26 protein-coding genes are annotated in these 21,910 nt (G+C 42.2%); 9 read left to right on the forward strand and 17 right to left on the reverse strand.

Annotated elements, in window-relative coordinates; genetic code table 11:
• Positions 1-63: 63 nt before the first annotated feature.
• The 6 genes from ACFQZX_RS07415 to ACFQZX_RS07440 form a co-directional block, all read right to left on the reverse strand.
• Entirely contained in the window at positions 64-1,155 is a 1,092-nt protein-coding gene (locus tag ACFQZX_RS07415) for an efflux RND transporter periplasmic adaptor subunit (RefSeq protein ID WP_377113228.1), read from the reverse strand.
• A complete protein-coding gene (locus tag ACFQZX_RS07420; protein WP_377113231.1) occupies positions 1,145-4,396 on the reverse strand; it encodes an efflux RND transporter permease subunit in 3,252 nt (1,083 codons plus the stop codon). The genes ACFQZX_RS07415 and ACFQZX_RS07420 overlap by 11 nt, the downstream gene beginning before the upstream one ends.
• A gap of 19 nt (positions 4,397-4,415) precedes the next feature.
• Positions 4,416-5,801 (reverse strand): TolC family protein, encoded by a 1,386-nt coding sequence (locus ACFQZX_RS07425; protein ID WP_377113233.1) that lies wholly within the window; start codon positions 5,799-5,801, stop codon positions 4,416-4,418.
• Between the two features lie 86 nt (positions 5,802-5,887).
• A complete protein-coding gene (locus ACFQZX_RS07430) occupies positions 5,888-6,232 on the reverse strand; it encodes a hypothetical protein (RefSeq protein ID WP_377113235.1) in 345 nt (114 codons plus the stop codon).
• A 209-nt stretch (positions 6,233-6,441) separates the two neighbouring features.
• Positions 6,442-6,819 carry a YidH family protein gene (locus ACFQZX_RS07435; protein ID WP_377113237.1) on the reverse strand — a complete coding sequence of 126 codons (378 nt, stop codon included), beginning with the start codon at positions 6,817-6,819 and terminating at the stop codon, positions 6,442-6,444.
• Positions 6,820-7,055: 236 nt separating this feature from the next.
• Positions 7,056-7,349: a hypothetical protein gene (locus tag ACFQZX_RS07440; RefSeq protein ID WP_377113240.1), complete on the reverse strand. Its 294-nt coding sequence runs from the start codon at positions 7,347-7,349 to the stop codon at positions 7,056-7,058.
• A 205-nt stretch (positions 7,350-7,554) separates the two neighbouring features.
• Here ACFQZX_RS07440 and ACFQZX_RS07445 point away from each other — a divergent pair, with 205 nt between their 5' ends.
• From ACFQZX_RS07445 to ACFQZX_RS07480, 8 genes are all read left to right on the forward strand, one after another.
• Positions 7,555-7,794 (forward strand): hypothetical protein, encoded by a 240-nt coding sequence (locus ACFQZX_RS07445; RefSeq protein WP_377113242.1) that lies wholly within the window; start codon positions 7,555-7,557, stop codon positions 7,792-7,794.
• Positions 7,795-7,861: 67 nt separating this feature from the next.
• The gene (locus ACFQZX_RS07450) at positions 7,862-8,260 is read left to right on the forward strand and encodes a primase-helicase family protein (RefSeq protein WP_377113477.1); all 399 of its coding nucleotides are present in this window, start codon (positions 7,862-7,864) and stop codon (positions 8,258-8,260) included.
• A gap of 149 nt (positions 8,261-8,409) precedes the next feature.
• Positions 8,410-8,649 (forward strand): hypothetical protein, encoded by a 240-nt coding sequence (locus tag ACFQZX_RS07455; protein ID WP_377113245.1) that lies wholly within the window; start codon positions 8,410-8,412, stop codon positions 8,647-8,649.
• 253 nt (positions 8,650-8,902) lie between these two features.
• Positions 8,903-9,061 (forward strand): hypothetical protein, encoded by a 159-nt coding sequence (locus ACFQZX_RS07460; RefSeq protein ID WP_377113247.1) that lies wholly within the window; start codon positions 8,903-8,905, stop codon positions 9,059-9,061.
• A 67-nt stretch (positions 9,062-9,128) separates the two neighbouring features.
• Positions 9,129-9,818 (forward strand): toprim domain-containing protein, encoded by a 690-nt coding sequence (locus ACFQZX_RS07465; protein WP_377113249.1) that lies wholly within the window; start codon positions 9,129-9,131, stop codon positions 9,816-9,818.
• A gap of 206 nt (positions 9,819-10,024) precedes the next feature.
• Positions 10,025-10,363: a plasmid mobilization protein gene (locus tag ACFQZX_RS07470; RefSeq protein WP_377113252.1), complete on the forward strand. Its 339-nt coding sequence runs from the start codon at positions 10,025-10,027 to the stop codon at positions 10,361-10,363.
• A 27-nt stretch (positions 10,364-10,390) separates the two neighbouring features.
• Entirely contained in the window at positions 10,391-11,371 is a 981-nt protein-coding gene (locus ACFQZX_RS07475) for a relaxase/mobilization nuclease domain-containing protein (protein WP_377113255.1), read from the forward strand.
• 29 nt (positions 11,372-11,400) lie between these two features.
• Positions 11,401-11,835 carry a hypothetical protein gene (locus tag ACFQZX_RS07480; RefSeq protein ID WP_377113257.1) on the forward strand — a complete coding sequence of 145 codons (435 nt, stop codon included), beginning with the start codon at positions 11,401-11,403 and terminating at the stop codon, positions 11,833-11,835.
• Positions 11,836-12,404: 569 nt separating this feature from the next.
• Here the strand turns inward: ACFQZX_RS07480 and ACFQZX_RS07485 are convergent.
• The 8 genes from ACFQZX_RS07485 to ACFQZX_RS07520 all read right to left on the reverse strand — a co-directional run bounded on the left by ACFQZX_RS07485 (position 12,405) and on the right by ACFQZX_RS07520 (position 17,192).
• Entirely contained in the window at positions 12,405-13,007 is a 603-nt protein-coding gene (locus ACFQZX_RS07485) for a hypothetical protein (RefSeq protein WP_377113259.1), read from the reverse strand.
• Positions 13,004-13,669: a hypothetical protein gene (locus ACFQZX_RS07490; RefSeq protein ID WP_377113262.1), complete on the reverse strand. Its 666-nt coding sequence runs from the start codon at positions 13,667-13,669 to the stop codon at positions 13,004-13,006. The genes ACFQZX_RS07485 and ACFQZX_RS07490 overlap by 4 nt, the downstream gene beginning before the upstream one ends.
• A complete protein-coding gene (locus ACFQZX_RS07495; RefSeq protein WP_377113264.1) occupies positions 13,669-13,995 on the reverse strand; it encodes a hypothetical protein in 327 nt (108 codons plus the stop codon). Before ACFQZX_RS07495 ends, ACFQZX_RS07490 begins: the two co-directional genes overlap by 1 nt.
• Positions 13,992-14,360 (reverse strand): hypothetical protein, encoded by a 369-nt coding sequence (locus ACFQZX_RS07500; RefSeq protein ID WP_377113266.1) that lies wholly within the window; start codon positions 14,358-14,360, stop codon positions 13,992-13,994. Before ACFQZX_RS07500 ends, ACFQZX_RS07495 begins: the two co-directional genes overlap by 4 nt.
• Before the next feature lie 26 nt (positions 14,361-14,386).
• Positions 14,387-15,055, reverse strand: a complete 669-nt coding sequence (locus ACFQZX_RS07505; RefSeq protein WP_377113268.1) for a hypothetical protein — start codon at positions 15,053-15,055, stop codon at positions 14,387-14,389.
• A gap of 22 nt (positions 15,056-15,077) precedes the next feature.
• Positions 15,078-15,473, reverse strand: a complete 396-nt coding sequence (gene bamE / locus ACFQZX_RS07510) for an outer membrane protein assembly factor BamE domain-containing protein (RefSeq protein ID WP_377113270.1) — start codon at positions 15,471-15,473, stop codon at positions 15,078-15,080.
• Positions 15,474-15,850: 377 nt separating this feature from the next.
• Entirely contained in the window at positions 15,851-16,630 is a 780-nt protein-coding gene (locus tag ACFQZX_RS07515; protein ID WP_377113272.1) for a tetratricopeptide repeat protein, read from the reverse strand.
• Between the two features lie 145 nt (positions 16,631-16,775).
• Positions 16,776-17,192, reverse strand: a complete 417-nt coding sequence (locus ACFQZX_RS07520; RefSeq protein ID WP_377113274.1) for a hypothetical protein — start codon at positions 17,190-17,192, stop codon at positions 16,776-16,778.
• 77 nt (positions 17,193-17,269) lie between these two features.
• On the opposite strand from ACFQZX_RS07520, the gene ACFQZX_RS07525 reads away from it, so the two are divergent.
• Entirely contained in the window at positions 17,270-17,689 is a 420-nt protein-coding gene (locus ACFQZX_RS07525) for a hypothetical protein (RefSeq protein ID WP_377113276.1), read from the forward strand.
• Positions 17,690-17,743: 54 nt separating this feature from the next.
• Here the strand turns inward: ACFQZX_RS07525 and ACFQZX_RS07530 are convergent, their stop codons facing one another.
• The 3 genes from ACFQZX_RS07530 to ACFQZX_RS07540 all read right to left on the reverse strand — a co-directional run bounded on the left by ACFQZX_RS07530 (position 17,744) and on the right by ACFQZX_RS07540 (position 21,885).
• The gene (locus tag ACFQZX_RS07530; RefSeq protein WP_377113279.1) at positions 17,744-18,817 is read right to left on the reverse strand and encodes a DNA polymerase beta superfamily protein; all 1,074 of its coding nucleotides are present in this window, start codon (positions 18,815-18,817) and stop codon (positions 17,744-17,746) included.
• Positions 18,814-19,569 (reverse strand): nucleotidyltransferase domain-containing protein, encoded by a 756-nt coding sequence (locus tag ACFQZX_RS07535; protein WP_377113281.1) that lies wholly within the window; start codon positions 19,567-19,569, stop codon positions 18,814-18,816. The genes ACFQZX_RS07530 and ACFQZX_RS07535 overlap by 4 nt, the downstream gene beginning before the upstream one ends.
• A gap of 732 nt (positions 19,570-20,301) precedes the next feature.
• Positions 20,302-21,885, reverse strand: a complete 1,584-nt coding sequence (locus tag ACFQZX_RS07540; RefSeq protein ID WP_377113283.1) for a TROVE domain-containing protein — start codon at positions 21,883-21,885, stop codon at positions 20,302-20,304.
• Between the last annotated feature and the right edge of the window lie 25 nt (positions 21,886-21,910).

Consider the following 21,910-nt stretch of genomic DNA (forward strand, 5'->3'; position numbering starts at 1 on the left):
AAGTTTAACACGGCGATCAATTTAAATCGCATGGCCATTAAATTACAGCCATGCGAATTTGTTTTACTTAATCGGTGTGCCTTCTTTTAGCTCGTCACCCGCATGCAGAATCACTTTTTCACCGGCTTTAACGTTGCCAAACACCTCTGTGGAGTCGCCTGTGCTGATGCCTTCTTTAATATCAGAGAAAACGGCTTTGCCATCTTTCACACGCACTACATATTGCCTTTCAGTTGATTGTACAATGGCGCTGCTTGGTACCAGTAACGATTTTGCACCAGAGCGTAACGGAACCTTCACCTCACTGTACATGCCCGGTTTTAATATGCCGTTTTTATTCTGCACGTCTATCTCAATAGCTTCAGAACGCATCGCACCCAATGCATCTGCAGATCTGCTGATATAGGCGCTGTTTTGCTTACCCGGAATGGCATTGAAAACAAAACTTACTTTTTGTTTAAGGTCTACCTTATCTACATAATTCTCCGGTATCATCACCTCTAAACGCAGCTTTTGGTTATCCTGCAAAATCAGCATGGGTTGGTCGCCGGCCTTTCCGGGGCCAACCAGCGCGCCGGCCGATACGTTACGTTGTACAATAGTGCCAGCAAATGGTGCGCGGATGTTGAGGTAATCCTGCACATCTTTCATTGAGGTGACGTTTGATTTTTCTGAAAGGGCAACCGCCTCATCAGCTTTCATTTTAGCCAGGGCGTTATCCAGGTCCAACGGTGAAACCGCGCCTGCTTCTTTTGAAGCTTCTTTTAGCCGGCGGTATTTTACCCTGCTGGCACTGGCACTCTCCTGTGCCTGGAGGTAGCGGGCGTTTGCAGCCTGTAACTGTGATACCATTTCCGGCGCTTCCAAAACGGCCATAAGCTGTCCTTTATGAACTACGGAGCCACGATCAACGTAAATTTTTTTAACAAAGCTGTTTATTTTAGCAAAAATATTTACCTCGTTAAAAGGCTTCAATTGCCCGGGTAGGCGCACATAGCTTGATAGAGGTTTTTCTACAACTGTGCCTGTTTCAAATTTGCTTGTGTTACTGTCTTCTTTACTTTCGGCTTTGGTAATGTCAACCGGCTTTTGTGCACCGCCGCATCCGGCTGCCAGAGTTGCAATGACAGCTAATTGTATTATCTTATATTTCATTGTATTGTGGTTCGTTAATTTGAATTGTGTTTGGAATTTCGTCAGGCATAAGCGATGGCGAAGTATAAGTAGTTTTATTTTGCACCCAGGCAAATACCAGCGGAAGGATAAACAAGGCTGCGATAGTAGATGCTATCAGCCCACCGATAACTGCACGGCCAAGCGGTGCAGACTGTTCGCCTGCCTCACCCAGGCCTGACGCCATGGGGATCATCCCGGCGATCATGGCAAAACTGGTCATCAATATCGGCCTTAAACGGATAGACGCACTGGTAATAGAGGCGCGTGTAGCATCCCGGTAATCTAACCTTAGTTTTTCTGCATTGGTTACAATCAGGATTGCATTGGCTACTGATACCCCTGTAGACATGATCATGCCCATATAAGATTGCAGGTTAAGCGTTGAGCCGGTTAAAAGCAGCATCAGCAGGGACCCAAGTATCACCGCAGGTACTGTTGACAGTACCGTAAGCGATAATTTAAGCGATTGATAGTTTGCAGCAAGCAACAGGAAGATCACCAATACGGCAAACAGTAATCCATTTTGCAAACTTGTTAACGTTTCAGTTAAAAGATTGGACATCCCTTCCATACGTACCACCACGCCTTTAGGCGGGGTACCCATTTCATCAATGGCTTTTTGCACAACACTGGTTGCGGTACCTAAATCCTTATGATTGATGTTGGCGCTTACGGTTAAGTAGCGGCGAGGCCCGCGGCGGTCATACTCGCCCGGAACGTAGTTGGTTTTAAACTCGGCTACATCCCCTAAAACCGGGCTGCTTTGCCCGCGTACCAGCGGTATTTCGCGCAGCTCATCCATAGTGTTCATTACAAACTCGGGCACCTGCACCTGCACCTGGTAGGTGTTGGCGGCTTTTTCGTCCAACCATTGGTTTTTCTCGGTAAAACGGCTTGATGATGTGCTGGCAGTAACTGAACGGGCAATTTCTGTGATGTTTAACCCCATTTGGGCTATTTTCAAACGATCGAGCTTTATGGAGATAACAGGAAAGTGCAACGGCTGGTTGATCTGTACATCGCGCAGGTAATTTACCCGCTTTAACTTATCAAGCAGTTTGGTGCTGTAAGCCCGTATCTGGCTTATATCTTTACCTGCAACTATCACCTCAATAGGTGTTGATGCACCCTGGCTCATGATTTTCTCTGTCATGTCTATCGGTTCAAAGGTGATGCGCATTTCGGGCAGCGAGTAGGTGATATTTTTGCGCAGCGCTTCTTTAAAGTCATCCATATTTACATGGTAATCTTCATCCAGATTAACTTGTATCACGGCCTCATGTGTACCGGTATTGAACACGTAAAGGTTACTCACGCCGTAGCTACTCGGTATCAGGCCCACAAAGCCCGAACTGATGGCCACGTGATGGTTTGATGTACTATCAATAATGCTTAGTACCTGCTTAAATTTAGCTTCTGTGCGCTCAAGGCGGGTGCCATCCGGTTCTTTTATCCTGATCTGGAACTGCCCGTTGTTTAACTTCGGCATCATATCTTTACCTATCACTGCATAACAGACGCCAGCCAGTATCAAAACCGCTACCAAATACAGCGGAACAATGGCTTTCTTTCGCGGCATCCATTTACTAATGATGTGCATGAAGCGCATTTTAACGCGTTCGAACACATCATTCTTTTCCGGATGTTTCTGTTCTTCTCTGGTATGTGCATTAATCTGTTCACGCTCTGCATAATCCAGTCCTTCACCAGCGTGTGCATGTACTTCTTCGTGATGGTAATGCTGATACTGTTCCGCTTTTATCATCCAGTTGCTTAGTATCGGCACTAAGGTTTGGGCAATGATGTAAGATACGATCATGGTTAAACCTATAGATAATGAAAGCGGCAGGAACATGGCCTTTGGCACACCATTCATCATAAATGATGGCGCAAATACTGCCAGGATACAAAGCAGAATAAGTAACAACGGAAAAGATATTTCCTCACAGCCATCATATATGGCCAGCCGTTTTGATTTCCCCATTTCCAGGTGTTGGTGAATGTTCTCTATTGTCACCGTCGCCTGGTCTACCAGGATACCAATAGCTAACGCCAGGCCGCTCAACGTCATGATATTAATGGTTTGGTGAAACATACCCAGTAGCATAACACCTATAAGTATAGATACCGGTATGGTGATCACTACAATCAAACTACTACGCCAGTCGCGCAGGAAGAGGAGCACCATTAAGCCGGTAAGTATAGCACCGAGCCCACCCTCTGTCATCAAACTTTTTACTGCGTTTATAACGAAAATTGATTGATCGAACTCATAAGATACCTTTACATCTTCGGGTAATAAACTTTGTATATCCGGCAGTTTAGCTTTGAGTGCCTGCACTACCGACCAGGTAGAGGCATCCGCAGTTTTTACTACCGGAATGTACACTGAACGCTTGCCGTTGATTAATGCATAACTTACGGTTACGTCTGCACCATCTGTAACACGGGCCACATCTTTGATAAATACCGGTGTGCCATTTTTAGTCACTACAGGGATGTTGCCAAAATCTTCCACGTTTTTAATAAGCGTGTTCATGGTGGTCACAAACATGGTATTGTTCATCCGCAGATTACCGGATGGCGACATCACGTTGTATTTGGCCATGGCGGCTACAACTTCATCGGGTGTTAAGGAATAACTGCGTAGCTTATTCGGATCGACATTAATGATAACCGAACGTGAGTTAGCACCGAAAGGTGGTGGTGCCGAAAGGCCGGCAACTGAAGAGAATGTTGGCCTGACCCGTGTGGTGGCCAAATCATATATTTCTTTCAGGCTTCTTGTTTTTGAAGCCAGCACTAATTGGCCAACCGGTAATGAGGAAGCGTCAAAACGCAGTACTTGTGGCGGCAATGCACCTGGCGGGAAAAATTTCATTACCCGGTTTACCTGCAAAGCCACCTGGGCAGAGGCTTCGGACATGTCGGTGCCTTCATAAAAGCTGAGTTTAAGCAGCGTTAAACCTTGTATGTTTTTACTGGTGATACTTTTTATACCGTTTACGTACAGGAATTGGTCCTGCATGCGGGTAGAAAAGAAACCTTCCATCTGCTGGGGCGACATCCCTCCGTATGATTCTATGACATACATTGTCGGCATGTTCAGCTGAGGGAAAATATCTATTGGGATTTTTATTGCACTTAGCACCGAAAATATCAGCAGGCTCACCACGATAATTACCGTGGTAACCGGCCGCTTAAGTGCTGATGTAACCATTGACATATTTTTATACTTATTATTTTAAAAGATTTAAGATGGCACTTACCTGGTTTTCAATCACAGCTTTTTGAAATAAAGCCCTGCAGTAGCTGTATTTGGCCGAATTGTAATCGGTTTCGGCACGATAGAGCAGGTTCATAGCGGCATTCAGCTCAATAATATCGGTGAGCCCGTTCTTGTATAAAGCAAATTTTTGACGATAGGCAGCATTAGCAGCAGTGAGTTGTTTGGGTATCTCCTGTAACCGGGCTAACGCAGATGCAATGTTAGCATCTGCCTGCCTGCTGCCTGCGGAGATAACCGCCTTTTGTTCGTTCAACCTTTTCTGTGCATAATAACTTGCCGCCTTTTGCGTGTTTAACCGTAACCGCCTTTTGTTAACGTCAAATAAGTTATAGCTGATACCAACCCCTACAAGGTAATTACCTCTGTCAAAACCCCAACCGGCGTTAAGTGGCTTGTAACGGTCATCGCCGGTAATACTTGAGCCACGGCCCCAGGCCGCGGCTTCCAGCAATATTTTAGGCGCATAACTTTTTTTTATCAGGTCTTCGCGTCGCAGGCTGCTGTTGTATACGGATGTATAGTAATTAATTACTGGATGATTCAACGTGTCGGCATTGAACAGACTGAATTCGGCAGCATTCCTGGCTAAAGTCTGCTGTGTCGTGGTATCTGCTACGATATCCGAGGGTGGCAGGCCGCTTAAAGCAGCAAGCCTGATCTGTAATTGCTGTGCCTGATTAGTCAGATCGATATAGGTTAACCGCGCTTTTGATATTTCGGCCTCGGCAATGCTGGTGTCTACACCTGCGCGTATTCCGCTACGTGCAAGCGCTTGTATTGATCGCCTGATTTCTTTAGTCCGTTCAATATTTCGTGTTTGGATAGTTATCAGGCCCTGCAAAAGTCCTAATTGCAGGTAATCATCTATGGTTGCTGCCGTAACGGAATACTTTGATTGCTCAAATTGCTTTTGTTCTACGTCAATATCAGCAGCAGCGGCTTTGTTGGCGGCGCCATAGGCGCCAAAGTTGTAAATTTCCCAATCAAGCGCAGCAATGCCCAAGTTGGTTAGTGTGGCCGACGTATTGCTTTCCGTGCGAACGCCACGAGAATTCGATGGTACTATGCCGAAGCCGAAATAGGGTCCCGCCGTATTATTGTTGGTGCCTACATCAGCCTGGTAGTTTAATTTAAGTGAAGGCAGCCAATTGCTTCTTACTTCGCTGGCCTGCGCCTGTTTGATTTGTATGGCAGCTGCATCAGCTGTTAGTGCGGGAGCATTTGCGGCAACCTTTTCAAGCAAAAAGTTTAGGCTCACGCTTTTTTGATTCTGCGCGTTACTAATGTTTGGCAATAGCAATAAAGCCATCAGCCAGCATTTTTTTATTATGAACATTGTAAATTTATATGAATGATGAAACTATTTTGTTACCCAGACAATGACGAGGGCATTACTGCGATATGCAGTGTTTCAATTCATATTCAAATGATTAGCCGGTGTAGGGCAATATACGTTGGCTCAGTGGTGATTATTTGCCGATTTGATCCTTTGATGAAAGCCTGCGTTTGTATCTTTAGTTCTTTAAAATTTAAATAAAGCAAGCCGAAAAAACCCGCAATGCCAATAATTAGCGGCAAAAGGGGTTGAGGATAAAGTTCTCCTGATACATCCTTACAAAACTCTGTATCTTCTAACTGGTCAAGACGATATTTGGAAAAACTTTTTATAAGAATTGTAAGAGGTTCATTTTTAATCAGCAGGCGTGAACATCGCGAAAACCCTATAAATGGTTTTGCAACAAGCAAACAAGCTGCTATGATCATCATGAGCCTTATTAGTTTACGCCTATTCACACCACAAAAATGACAAGAGTTCTGCTTGAATCCGCGATGTAACGCAAATGTTGCAAAAGATCTGATTTGTCTTCTGCGCAGTACCCGATACTTGGAGTCGGTTTGATTCTTCTCCCTTATCTGATTTTAGTAATTTGTAGAATAACCCTATAATTAACTTTCTGATGTAGCCCTTTGGCGGATCACAGGTTTGGAAGCAAGTAATAAAGTAACAGGAAGCTGCCAATAACCACACTACCCGTGAGCACCAGTAAAAGCCTTGATTGAGGATAAAAATGTGCGTTAAGCAGCTGTTTTTCGATCCGTTTGTAACGCAGGTACCCGATCAAGGCGGTAAGTGCACCTATTGCAACAAGACACATGCCTATAACACCCGAAAAGCCTTTGACAGGTGTCGGTGCAACTTGGCCTGTTACTGCTAATGATAGTTGTTTAACAAACAAAGAGAACTTGACCACTACAAACCCAAAACCCATAAGAGCGATGCTTGTGCGTATCCAGGCCAGAAAGGTGCGTTCATTGGCTAAATGGTCGCTGGCGCTGGCTTTGGGAGGTTGCATTTCATTCATAGCTAAAGGATGCTCTGTCTTTTTGAATCATTTTGCAAGATTGATGCCATTAGCCAATGTATAAGTGTATACCATATTATTAATACCTTAGCCGCCTTCTCAGTACTGTTTAAACAACAAGTATGCTAACCAATCAATACAGTGATTTTACGCTTAATCTCCGGCTCTCAAAAACGCGTTTTTAATTTAAGCTTCTTCCATGGAAAGTTACGGGTAAATCAAACGGCTCACGGAGCTTCAATAACATTACCTGGATTATAAAAAGTCTTTAGTATAAATCCTGCCATCTGTTCCTGCTCGTTTATTGACAGATCTTCCCCGTCATAAATCCAATAGCCATTCTCATCAAAAAGAATCCTTCCAAGTGATGGAGCGCCTATATCATACGCTCTGAAAAGTGCAAAAGCCATAACCCTGCCTTCAGTATTTTTAACAATCCTTAATACCTCGTCTGTATCCTTTGCCGTTTCAGCCAAGCCTTTACTTCTCTCATGTAAGTAAAGTTGAGAAATAAATAGCAAAAAGCTAAAGATTTTACTAATAAATTTAGTATTTAAGTTATGCTCTTTGGCCGTTACTTTGTAGGCGTCCCGGCTGATCTGTTGTAACTATAACGCATCAATTAATGCCATAGTGCGTCTGAAAAATTATACTGTAAATCCTGACGCTTTACAGTTGCTGCTTTTTATTTTAGAGTATAAATTGATATTCCCTGAGAGAATAACTATGAAATTTAACCAAAATAATAGCATTATACAGCTTTGTATGCAAGGTATGTATATGGAAGCAACTGGCAATCCTGAGCAGGCTGTTCAACTATTTCGTCAAGCTTGGGATGAAGCAGCTAACGATCCTTTGGAATCCAAACCGGAGCAGGTTCCTGCGAAACCATTTTGGGCTTTTTGCATCACATCTTTGGCGAGCAGTATGAGCTGGGGCTGGATTACATTGCCCTGCTGTATATAAGGCCGGTGATCAAGCTGCCTATTCTTTGCCTGGTATCCAAGGAACGCAAAACAGGTAAACAACTTTCCTGGACCTGCTAAAAGTCATCTTCGGCAATAACATGACTTTCAACGGGAATCATGATTTTCGCTCACAGTTCAATTCCGACTGGATGAATACGCTGATCATTGCCGTGGAGGAAGTACTGCTGGACAAGAAGGAGGATTCGGAAAAGATCAAGAACCTGAGCACCGCTAAAGTATCCAAGGTGGAAGCCAGAAGCAAGGATAAGCGGGAGACGGAATTCTTTGGCAAGTTCATCCTGTGTTCCAATAACGAGTACAATTTTATTGTTATCGAACCGACGGAGACGCGGTATTGGGTAAGAAAAGTACCGGTATTTGAAAAAGAGAATGTTCGGCTTCTGGAACAAATGACCGACGAAATTCCTGCATTCCTTTTCCATTTATTGGAGCGGCCTTTATAGGTGCCGGTTGGTAATACCCGGATGTGGTTTTCTGAGCAGCAGATCCGAACAGATGCTTTATTACGCGTGATGCGCAATACCGTAACCGGCTTGAAACAGAACTGCTGTTATTACTCAAGGAAATCCAGGAGCATAACCCCGGCCAAAAAATGTGCTTTACCAATAAGGACATTCTGGACCTGCTTAAAAAGAGTATGCCGCGCCTGACACGGCAAGATGTATCGCAGCTGATGCAACAGGAATGGGGCCTTGTGCCGGTGCCGAACAGTTTAAGCTATTCGACCTATTGCTATAATAACCTCAACGAATTGGTAACAGTCGCAAAAACAGGCAGGTATTATACCATTACGGAAGAGTGGCGCAGGCAAAAGTTTGATGAGTCGGGCTAAGTTCATATTTATCAAATTGTTTGTCAGCGCATTACACGCTCATCATCGTTTGATGAGGCACGATGAGCAATGATGAGCACGATGAGCAAACTCATCAAAGCAGAAAACTATGATGAGGCGATGATGAGGGTATAAATAATTTATTTATAAATAGTTACTGGGATAGCTCATCATTCATCATAAAAGTAAGGGTAGCCCTTCCGTATGGTTTGGCACCTGCATCATTTAATTACAACCCTTTAGATTTTACAACATGACACGATATAACTGTAAAACAGCAAAAGAACTTTCTATTGTAGATTACCTGGAGCAATGCAGCATTCACCCGCAAAGGATCAAAGATCATAACTACTGGTACTTATCACCACTGCGTGAGAAAAGACCGCTTCATTCAAAGTTAGTGTTAAGCTGAATGCCTGGATGGATTTTGGCGAAGGTACTGGCGGTAATTTAATTGACCTGGGAATACGCATGCACAATTGTTCGGTAGAGGAGTTTCTGGAGCGTTTGAATATGGCGATCATAGTTTCTCTTTTCATCAACAAACGGCACTAAAGACAGATTCCCAGCCCGAGAACCCGGTGATTATTACCGGCGTGAAAACGCTTAGTCACCCGACCCTGATCACTTACCTGGAATCGCGCGGGATTGATCCGGCAATCGCAAACCAATATTGTAAAGAGGTCAGCTTTACCATCGGCAACAAAGCTTATTTCGCTATTGGCTTTGCCAACCGTTCGGGCGGTTACGAACTAAGGAATAATTGGTTCAAAGGGGCATCGTCTCCTAAGGACATCACCGTTATTGATGACGGTCATAAAGCCGCCATTGTGTTGGAGGGCTTTACGGATTTCCTTTCTCTCTTGCAACTGAAGGAACGTCAATCTCAGTCGGATTTTATCATCCTGAATTCCGTTGCGCTGGCCGAAAGAGCGGTGCCCATTTTGAAGAACTACCCGGAAGTTTTCCTGATGCTCAACCATGACAAAGCCGGGATCACAGCTGCGGAAAAGTTGCAGCCGGCGGGTATCGGGTTCACCGATGCATCAGGTTTTTACAAAGGCTTTAACGACATTAAAGAATATCTGGCTGCACAAAAACAAGCTTCTTTGCAACCGCAGATCCGGCGCAAAGCGCCGAATGAAATAAGCAGGGGAATTGGGCGCTAAGCCAATTTGGGAACGTGGCTGCGGACACAGCTTTGCCGTATGCGACATATATGTAGATAGTTGGATATATGACCGGACCATTTTTCGAATTGTGAGGAGCGAGTTAATGTTTTTGCTACACAAAAACCCGAACCCACCCCGCTGGGCTAATTCGGAACTCGCTCCCGTTGGTCGGTTTTTAAAGCATTAAAAAACGATATGAACACATGACTGCAACCACTGAAAATAAAACAATAACAAAAGTGCGGACACCCGGCAGACCAAAAAAGACGATCAAACGGAGTGACTTTTTAATGGTACGCCTAACCCTCACAGAAAGGATTTTGATCGAGGGTAGAGCTAAAAATGCCGGGCTGAAACCCAGTGAGTGGTTTCGAAAGGCCGCTAAAAGTACCAAGGTGTTTCCACGTTTTACCGTAGAGGAAACCAGCTGGTTCAGGATGCTGGCGGGGATAGCTAACAACCTCAACCAGCTTACCCACCTGTCACATATAAAAGGTCTGTTTACACTTGCTATGAAATCCAGACTATACTCAAACAAGTAGAAGAATTAATTATAAAACTTAGCAGCCATGATGGGTAAGCCGATCACCGGGAGAAGCTTTGGCGGCTGTATTCGCTATGTGGTGAATAAGCCGGAATCTAAAATATTATCTGTCGAGGGCGTACGAATGCAGAACGCAGCTGCTATCATTCAGGACTTTAACCTGCAACGGAAAATGTGGCCTGAGTTGGGGAAAGCAGTTGGACACCTGGTACTCAACTGGAGCAAAGAAGACTTGCGCAAATTAAGTGATGACATCATGGTGGAGCGGGCGAAAGAGTATATGGAAAAAGTAGGTGTCCGAGATACACAGTATGTAATCTTTCGCCACAGCGACCGCGCTCATCCACATCTTCACTTGGTCTACAACCGGGTAGATAATAACGGCAAAACGATTAGCGATAAAAATAACTTCGCTAAAAATGTCAAAGCCTGTAAGGAGATCACCCGGAAGTACGGCTATCATATAGGTGAAGGAAAAGATCTAGTGAACCGCCAGGTACTAAAAGGCAAAGAAAAGACCCGGTATGAATTGTATGATGCTATTAAAGCAGGCATGAAAACAGCAACGACTTGGAAACAGCTTGAAGCCCAGCTTGCCAGACAGGGAATTACCATTGCTTATAAATTCCGCAGCGGTACCAATGAAGTACAGGGCATATCCTTTGCAAAAGACAATATCAAAATGAAAGGTTCCGCGATTGACCGGAGTTTAAGCTTTGCCCGCATAGATGCGACTTTAAACCGCAACCAGCAGGTACAGCAGTATCATGCGGCAAGGGAAGCAAATCAACCTTTTGTTGCTAACCAACTGCGTGAATCAATCCGACAGAGCGTTCAGGCGGAATACATCCATAATCCCAGTGTAGGTAAAGGGATATTGGAAGTATTGCTGAAACCACAATTTGTCGCCGGGCCACCTGATCCAATGAGTGACGCAGATATCGCCCGCAGAAAACGGAAGAAGCACGAAACGGAGCATTCCCAATCACAGGGTATAAGCAGGTAAATAAATTAAAAATTAGGATTAACCTTAAAATGAGTTGTTATGCAAAACCAAGAATTAGAAGAGAAGGTAAATATTATGGAAGAACTGATCCAGAGTTTTGCCGCAGGATCAGTGTGATCGAAACCAGTATGGCCGGGTTCCTAAAAAGCTTTAAGGAAGAATACCGGAGCACATTGGAAACAATTGCGGTACGAATTGAAACGGCTAATAAGCGGTATGACGATCAAAAAATACAACAGCAGTTGGATGAATTAAAAGATGTTGTAGCAACAGTACCGAAAGTTATTCGCGTGAAAAACAGTCATCATTTAGGTGCCTGGTCAAAAAATTTGATTATTGGCCTTTTAGCTTGTTTTATAATAACAGCCGGATCAGTCGGCACAGCATTATATTTCTTTCATCAAAATGACCGCTTAAATCGTGAAGCTTATAATTTCTGGCTGGTTAGGGCCCCTGTATCCTGAGGTAGCGAAGACAATTGAAACGAAGTTAACGGAAGACCCCAAGGGCTTTATTGACAAGGCTAAAAAGCAATCGCCAAACAGCAGGCGATCATTGCTGCTGAAGCGGTAGCAGCGCAGGCGGAAAAGGATCAAAAGGAGGCTAAGCAAAAGCTGGAAAAGTTGAAGGCAAATAAGTAATGTAATTATAATGGACAGGCCATGCAGTTGTGGCAGGTTGCTGGATGGCACCACGCGTTACGCGCTGGGTTTCATTTCGCAGCCAGCCTCGCTGCCGCACAAAGGCAAGTACTCGTTCCTCATACACGCCTGTCTTCCAGCCGCACCTTAAAAAAAAACACAACACCGCAATCACAAAGTTAGCGACATAGGAAAATAGTCAAGGGTATAATAAACCGCGGCTAATCTCCGCGGCCCTTGACAGTTTTCCTGTTTTGAGCTTCGGTTGTTTATGCGGTAATGTGATGAGTCTGGGCAGAGGAAAAAATTCCCGAACGAATCTGAAATTGATCTGAGCTATTGAAAGAATGGTCACACAAACCACCAATACGAATATTGTTATAATTTGAGACTCATTTACGTTTAGGAGCTTGATAAAACTTTAGCGATTTAAACGCCTCTAGCAATTCAGCGCGTTGCACTTCTGTTAATCGATACGCACTCATCATAAACCTATCTTTACTATCACCAGCTTTCCATAAACTGTCGATGTATACCCCGGTTACTCCGTTGCTTGTCTGTTTAGATAAGACTAATTTAGTTTTATACCCATCGATATTTATCCGGTCGACTTTATTTTGCCTTACTTTTTGAAGGTTTGTCTCTGTAGCGGTATCAAGGTATTTATAGTTATAAACTTGCTTGCCTTTAACAACCTTGGGAGTATCTCTTAAATAGATATTTCCTTTTTCAATCATATAATCTTCCTGATCATCGTCCTCATTTAGAGAATTGGAGTACCAGCCTAAATCGAAGTAAACTACTTTATCAGAGTCAATTTTGATCTCCCCTACATAAGAGTCCTCGCCTCTAAGCTTAATTTGCTCCCATTCTTTAGGAACATTAATGGTGAAATACCCAAAGTCAATAAGTTTGGTATCATTGTGGTCTGATTTATAACCACATCCGGTTAATAACAGAACAAACAGACTAAAGCGAGATAGACTTTTAATCATCGTGGCGGGGGATAATATCCTTGTTTAATAACATTTACATTGTTATCTAATATTCCTTTTCGTCTGCCTATCCAAATATCACCTATCCGTTTGGTGAAGTAAACATTCCCATCATCTTGCACTTTCCTTATATATCCATCAGCAAACAAGTCAGCTTCAGTGAATTCTGCATAATCCAAATCGTCTTCAAAATGAACATAAGCATCATCTGAAAGAATCCAATCGAATTGCGTGAGGTCATATCCAGGCGAACTAAACTTTTCATAGGGAAATGGTTTTGTAAAATCAGATTCCCAGCTAAAGCGCTTTACATCTCCAGCTTGCTGCATCTTATAGCAGATAATTTCGGAGCTAATATAAGCAGGGTCATAAAGCCATAATTGCAGATCATGAGGCTGACCTATCTCTTTAAACACCGCTTCCCATGATTGAAAGGCTTTAATAAACTGCGCAATAATGATTTTATAAAACCACAATGGGGGTTGACGTTTATCTAATCTATAAAAGGGAGACAGATAACACCGCTCATAGGTATGGCGACCTCTGTCTGATAGTAAATGACTAAGATAAGGTTGTTCAATACGTTCACCCCAACGTTCCACTTGCCGGATACGACGCTTCCATCCTCTGATTTTCTTTCGCTTGGGGTTATGTGGGTGCATTATTGTGTCGGATTTAAAGGTTTATTGATAGCAGGGTGTTCACGGTTATAAATGACATAAACGGTGTCCCCGATATTCAACGAATTATTATGAGCGTTGCCTTTGTATTTTACACCATTGACTTCGAATAAATAAGAATAAGAGAATTCTGGCTTAACAGGTTGATTGCCCATGTAATTCTTTTCATTGATAATCATGGCTTTAGTTTGAACCGGATGATCTCCAAGAAAATGATCTGTGAAAGAGTTTAGTGCAATCTTATAAATAGCACACAAAATGATGCCGAAGCCAAAAGCAATCCAAAGCCAATTACATATCTTCTTCATTTGAGTTGCTCCTTATTTGTCCACAGCAGAAACTGAGAGTTATCAGTACAACTCATGGACTTAATTGCATTTTCAAAATTAAATCCATCATATTTAGAGACAATATCATAAACCTGCTGAAATCCTTTTGCTCCCTGTGGAATCATGCATTTTCCATTGTTGTCAATTAGCGTTAACCAGACGTCAGGCAACCAAGGCCCCTCATTAGTGTTAACTAATAATATAGTATGTACTTCCTTCCAATTAACCGATTCATTTGACCATTTTGGATGATAAACGCTTATAGTTTCTTCTGTTACCGTAACAATATATTGATCCTCGGGTTGTGAACTGCTTTGCTTGAATAATCGTTTAAATAGATTCATGGATGAGAAGTCTTGTTGATAATTATTTAATAATCATAACGTGTTGTTCGATATTCTCCTTTGTTAGCAAAATATCTATATTCAGTGTTCGATTTAAGAAGCAGTTCATTCTTGAGTTGACTGTCCTTTATATTGTAATGTCGTTTGTTTAAAAATCCCACAGTTCTAATTGTTGGATGCTCAATTAACGGATTTAAATCGCCATCGAGGATATTAGTATCTATAAATCTAAAATCTATCAGATTAGGAAAATTGCTTAGAAAAGATAGGCTGTCAATTGGGCTACATGTGTTTAAACACAATACTCTTAAGTTGGTAAGGCTCAGTAATTCATCGGTGAACTTAAATTTCTTCGATTGATTAATATGAAGATATTGAAGGCTATCACTTAATTGGGCTATCCCTGTATCTTCTTCCAATTTCGTACAGTAATGAAGTTCAAGCCGTTTAAGATTTTTAAATCTAGTTACTCCTTTCAGGTCTTTGGCATTGGCACAGTTAAGTTCAAGATAAAGCAGTTTATCAGATGACGGCAGATTTTGAAAAGCATCAACTCCGCTTTTTAAATGCCATAATATTGCATATTCTACCTTTGTAAAACCCTTATCAATCGTTTTCTCGTTCTTGAAATCGTGGTTGAAATAGTTGTTCGATTCGATTTGCTCAAACCATATCGTATTGTAGCGCCAATCCATTTGTAATATTTCTAAAGCTGATTTAATCTTTCTTCCGCCATTCCTTCACCTTGTAATTTGTAATTATTGAATTCTTATTTAAATAGATAGTCAATGTTTTAGTATAAACAGGATCAATATCATGGCCGTAATCTGTATTGATTGTGTAATACGGACTATCAATATTGACATCCTCCCAACGGCTCGGCTCTCCCAATAATTTAGTCATTTGCCTATAATTCATTCCTTTTAAATGATAACTGGTCAAAAGATCATTAAGCATAGCATCACGATAAGGGTAAATTTCTATATCTCCATCATCCCATTGCTCCCTGTTAAATTTGATTTGTTTTGAACGATGAGTGCAACCGTTAAAAATCAAGAATGCCCAGACTAAACTAGCTAAAGGCACTACTCCCGTATGTTTCAGTATCTTCATCTGAGTTAGTCTATAACTTTCGTTTATAATCTTTTACGCTATCTCGGTTTATATAATGTAGTGAGGTCTTTTCAGCATTGCTTATCCAACATTCTATTTCAGGTTTCGCAGTTACGATAGATACAGCTAATCTTATTCTTTCAACTTCATTTTTGCAAACTGTAAAAACTTTCTGCCTTTTAGACACCGCCCTTACTTCGTTTTCATCCAGTACTATACCGGTATTAAATTCCGCTCTGGATAGCGTTACCTCATTAGGTTTCAGATTTGGATATGATTCTAGATTACTCAAGTTCTAATACTAATTTTGTATAACTACCCAATGTTTTATAGTACTCCAGGTTTCAAGTGCTGCTTCAATTTCACTTTTATTTATGCTAGCAAAGCCAATATATATATCGACTGTTTGAATTGATTTCCTGTAGATAATTATCATGTTCTTTATGCGGCAAACTCTCACTGCATTGTTTACAGAGTATTCTTATGGTAGACCAATCTTCGACTTTAATATTGACATCTTCACATAACGAGATCAGCTTGTTTATGTGCTGCTGGTCATTAGTATAAACAGTTGTTGAGTAAGTACGAAATGATGATCGGCTTAGTAATTGAAGCTCATTAAAAACAGGATATTCGATTCCCTCACTTATACGATGTCCAACAGGTGCTCCATCATTTAAAATTAAATCTCTGTAACGATAGCCGCAAGATGACAATGGAATATTATCTATTATTGCCCTCGCCGGATCAATCCTTGTACACCAAACCACTTCACCATCATCATCTGGATTTAGCCTGACCGGTGCCTTAGCCAAGTTCAGGTTTGGTTCCGAGTCAGAGATTTCAAGATTGAGTCCGAAATGATTCCAAGCTTCTCGGGCAACTACCCAATTGTTTATAGCTGTTGCAGCAATTCCTAAATTCCACCAGGCCGCCTCATTATGAGAATTGAGTTCAGTTGCTTTTTTGTTGTAATGAAACGACTGCTTCCAGTCACACTGATATTTATATAGCAATCCCAGGTTATAATAAGGCACTGACCAGTCTGGATTTTCCTTTATGATGACATTATATAAATTGATAGCTTGCTCTTTATTACCAGCTTGTTCAAATTCGCTAGCCTGCTCTAATTGTTTTGAGGCATCGTTATTATTCATATAGTTCAATAAGTTTCTAAGAATTCTTCTATTACATCTTTGCTGTCCATGTTTTGAATAGCGTTGGCAAGCTTTATTTGCTTCTTTGCTATCGCTATAGCAGTTAATGCCGCTGAGGCTATACTTAAATTCCAATCATTATTTACTATATGCTTATCGCAAGTGAGCCTAGTTCGTTTAAGGCCATAGAATAAGCTGGATACAGTAGCGGAGGTATTACAGGATTATTTTTATGGCGTTGTATCTCTATTAGCGATACCAGTCCCAATACGTTATAATCAATTATCTGAGTTGATTTTGCAGCAGATACCATATGAGGAACTGCATAATATGAAGCTAATCCTACATCACCTTGATGGTGCAGCTCATCCCACAATATCTGATATATAGCAGTAACCTCTACAAATGTATTTGCGTTTTTCAATCGACTTAATGCTACTGAAGCATCGTACGGTGAACCTCTATAGCCACCTTCCAATTCTGCCCAGCGTGAATCATCTAATTCCAAACAGGGTTCATTTATCGGTTTTTTAGGAAATAGACTACCTAAATTAAAAGTCATGTGATACGGATATAGTAATGTATAAAGATAGTAATGCAATATAAAAACTTAATAAATTGCATTACTATCTTTGTTTGATGAATTATCCTTTTGTTAAAGATGTTGATTTAGTCGGTTCCTATCCTGCTGTAGTAAACTCAGGTGGTGGCTATGTATGGGATGAAGTTTTAGAATATAGAGTATGGTGTCATCCGCATGATGGCGCACCTAATACTGACGATGGGAACGACTATTATTACGTGTTTGATACCTACGAAGAGGCTTGTATCTATTCGCAAAATAATCCCGGAACAGAAGATCCTTTGGCGCTAATTCTTCAAAAAGAATATATAGATGAGCGTGAACCAGGCGCATATATCCATGTAAAACGAGAACGATTAACCGAATGGCCTGTTGAGTTTCTCAAACGCCCCAGAAGAACCTCTCGAACCATCCCTGATTTCTTGTCTCCCAATGCTCCAGTTAATAGGTTGGATATACTACGTGGCTCTGTATAATACATAGGAGATTTTAATTACATATTAATTTGTAATGAGAACTTAATATAATAACTAATACTTTCTGACATAAAATTTTTCCCGTATCTGAACCAACAAGCTTTCAGTTATATGAATGTCAGGCCTATCAGGCAAAGTAGACTTTTCATACGCCACTTTTATTTGTTCCATCTTTTCTTCAACCATCTGCATCAAATCATCAAATTCAAACATCCCGTTACGGATTTTTAACAAAAAATCACGGTCCTCACGTTTTACTATAACTTGTTGATATAGCGCAACTTCTTCGGCCATGCTTAGTAGCCTGAAGGTGTGCATCATATTCTTAGCATCATAACTTTTGCCATGTGATAACGTGCTTTGATAACGATGCTCGTTTCGTTTTTCTTCCCATTCCAGGTATTCCTTGTGTTCCCGGCAATAGATAGAATAACTATCCTTATTAAAGTTCATTACCGCTATATTTTCTAAACCTTTCGGGACAGAACTTAACTGCACATCATCAGCGTCAGGACCAGATATAAGTCCTTTAAACCAACCATCGGTCAATTGCCTTTGATGGTATAGTAAATATACATTCCTAAAATGCTCGAGATTAACCAAGCCACATTCATCCTGATTGAAACTATGATCCTTTAACCATTCTTTTAACGGAACGCTACCATTGTTGTAGATCACAAAACAGAAATCCAATACCGACTTACGCTCAGCATCCAATGGCTTATTGATCTTTTTATTTAGGCCCCTGGCTTTCTTGATCTGTGTCTGCGCATATCCGGCGAATGTATCCAGGCAAAGTTTGGATAGGAAATCTTCCGGTTTGATCAAATCCATTAACGGGTGGCGAAATAACACATGCTCTTTTGGTGTGGTTAATAGCTCCAGTATGTTAGGATTGTTTTTTGTCAATAATTCCAGAAAACGGCCTATCTCAAAGTAAACCTCATCGTTGCTTTTATTAGCTATCTGATCTTGCCGTTCAAAACCATATAGCTGCTGTTGAGGCATAATGAATATCCCTTTCTTATCCACATCGGAGCCGGCTACGTTCAGGTTATAAGCGGTGCTGCCGCTAATACAATCCAGCAGGATCAGTTCTTTTTGTTGTTTGAGCTGCTTGTAGGTCATGGCTGGATATATTTTCTAAAGATATTATTCAACTCATTCGGGTATTTCTTTTCCGATGGAAGTTCAGGTATGCGCTCTTTGCACCAGTCAAGCGTGTTACTTAGCCATTGGTTAAGGAGAGGGACAGGTGCTATCAACGCTTTTTCATCAGCTATTTTTTTCCTTTCCAGCAGTTCATCTATAGCGCTTTGAATTTTATTGTCTGATATCATAACCCTTAAATGTTGAAACTCCATGGGTGGTACCGATTGTTTCTCAACTATCCACAAGCAAGCCAATGCCGGGCGAAGTGCATAAAAGTAACGCTTCAGTTTTACTTGTTCGGTTTGCAGATCATCGCGAAGCGTATTGTGCGCCATTGATAGATAATGGTTGGCGCCTGCACGTAACGAAAAGTATTCCGGCATTAGCTTACGCAGATCATTAGCAAAGAGCGAATCTCCTTGGTACACTATTGGCGATTGCAGCCACTCATAAAGTGTGCTATTCGATTTAAGGAATAGTTTTAGTGCTTTTTTGATATCCCAACCACCTATATCCAACACCTCGTTGACAGGCAATCCTACATTATCGGGCAGTTCTGTTATGCCCAGATAATCGTTTATTGGCCTGGAATATATAAAGCGAACATCAAAATCGCTATCGGGCGAGGCAAAACCCCAAGCCCTGCTACCTGATTCGCACGCGTACAGTACTTTTATATTTTCAGCCAACTCTAGTTCGATCAGCTTTTGAAGGATAGTCTCAGTCATGATTTAATAATATAAGATTACAAAATATAAATGAAAGAGCAACAAGCGGCAGGTGGCTTCAGGGAGTCGAACCCCACCGCTTACGCGGTTTCACCAGCGAAGTATCACCCGCCTACGACATCTTTCATTATGTTAAAAAAGGAAAAAAGCAACAGGTGTGTTTTTACTGAACTACTTGTGAAACTAATCACTGGCTGGATTTGAACCAACATCCTTCCAGATATATCATCGGGATATTCTAATCGAAGTATCACCAATTTACGGCACCTTAATATTTTAGTTCTTAAAAAAGGGTAAAAAGCAACAAATGAAATACACCTTGCGGTGCTCCTGCTCTAACCAAACTGAGCTACATTGGCATAAACCAATGGCCGGACTTGAACTGGCGACCTGGACGTTAAATGCGAAGTAACACTCATCTACGACACCTTTTTTCTTTTTAATTTCTTTAAAAAGAAGGGCTAATAGCAATAATCCATTCATTACCTGCGCGTAGCTATGCCCGCCAATAGGTCCCGGTCGAAGTAAGACTTATTTACGGCACCTTCTTTATATTTTATAAGGAGCAACAGGCGAACGCGGGCCGGGGGAACGCTTTAGGGACTCGAACCCTCAGCATGTTTAACCACACTGCCCACCCCCTCAATGGCGCGAAGTATCCCGTTTCTACGGCATCCTTATTTTTTTAATTTCTTTTAAAAGTATGAGGCGTTAGCTTCCCCACACTTGGTTTTATAGTTGTATGTTATTAATAGCATCCAGGGCCGAGCCTCCGTTTTCCAAAGCAGCTAACACTTTAAAAACTTTGTCGCTCCAGCCGGCTACCAGGTAAACATCATTGCGCAATATTTGCAATGGCGCTTGTCCGTAACCTTTCAGGTCGAACAGGTAGAGTTTTGCGTTTGGCGATACCTCTGCCTTGTAGCGTAACCACAGTGTTTGGATATGGTCGGCAGTGTTATTGCTGTTCCATAACTGGGCATCGGTAAATAGAAATACCTTGTCCATTTGTACCTTACGCTGTAAGATATCTTTGATAACCAGGTAGCCGTTAGTGGCATAACCCACCTCGCCCTCGCGGCGATAAAACGCCTGTACATTACCTAAGATGTTGTTACGAGGCACTATAATTGTTTTCCATTTATCGCCAAACATACCTACCTCCACGTTTTTACAACAGCTTTGCAACAGCATGGCCAGCATTAAGCCCACATCGTACAAAAGTATCTTGCTTTTGGCAGATACCGGTGTCTGCATCGACCCCGAAACATCGCACGCTAACAGCACACGGGTTTCATAACCAAAACCTTTGATATTGGCTGCACTTGCCTGCACGGCTTTTTCCAAAGCATCCAGCAAATCGCCGGTGTAACCTTTGTTTTGGCCTTGCATTAAAGCGGTCAGCTTTTTAACCAGGCTTTGCGCAGGCACTTGGGTTACCACCGGATTGATCAGCTCGCGGTAAGCGGCCAAATAACGGAATGGAAACTGCTTTGCCTTGGCCACCTCATCGGCATCAGCCAAACGGGCGCACACTTTCTCAAAGTGCGCGTAGCTTACGCCGGCTTCCTGTATGTTGCGCAGGTTACGCAGCAGGGCCATGTAGCTCAGTTTGCCGCTGTCTATCAGTTCCTCCCATTTAGCGCGGAACGCTATGGCCTTTGCCTCTTCGCTGTCAAAATTTAGCTGACCTAATGCCGACAGCTCGGTTTCCCAGGTGTAAGGCGTTTGCAGGTCGCCGTTCACTATTTTGTTGAACAGTATTTGCTGTGCATCGTCCTTCGCTTTAGGGTGAACCAAAAACAAGGCATCGCGCAGTTTGATAGCGCCGTCGCGGTTGTATTTACCAAACTGGTACTCGTCGAAACGGTTAAACGCTGTGCTTAAACCTTTTTGCAATTGCTTGCTCAGGCGGTTCAGCTTTTTAGCGCCTTTACGCTCGTTCAGCAATTCGTAGCAAGCCAACAGTTCAGTGATCTCGTCAGCACGGCCAATTACGCCGTCGGTAATTCGGGCGACCAAATTATCGCCCGAGTGCAGCTTAGCCAATTCGGTAACCAGCACCAGCGGTACCGAACGCATATACATTTTAGTGCGGGAATAGACAGCCAGTTTACCCACAAATACAGGGTTGCACGCGGCTATCAATGTGCGCAGGCGATCCATACGCTTTTCGTCTTTCTCATAAAAGGAGTCGTTTAAGCTCCAGGTAACCACGGCGGTGTACAACTCCATTCCGGGCGATAGCGTAAACGCCTTAGCACCCGCGTGGTTAACGGTCTGGTTTTTCAGTTTGCTTAACAGGTTGAATTTCATTGCGAACCTCCTTTATTTCTTAATG

The sequence above is a fragment of the Mucilaginibacter litoreus genome, from assembly GCF_042676805.1.
Lineage (GTDB): Bacteria > Bacteroidota > Bacteroidia > Sphingobacteriales > Sphingobacteriaceae > Mucilaginibacter > Mucilaginibacter litoreus.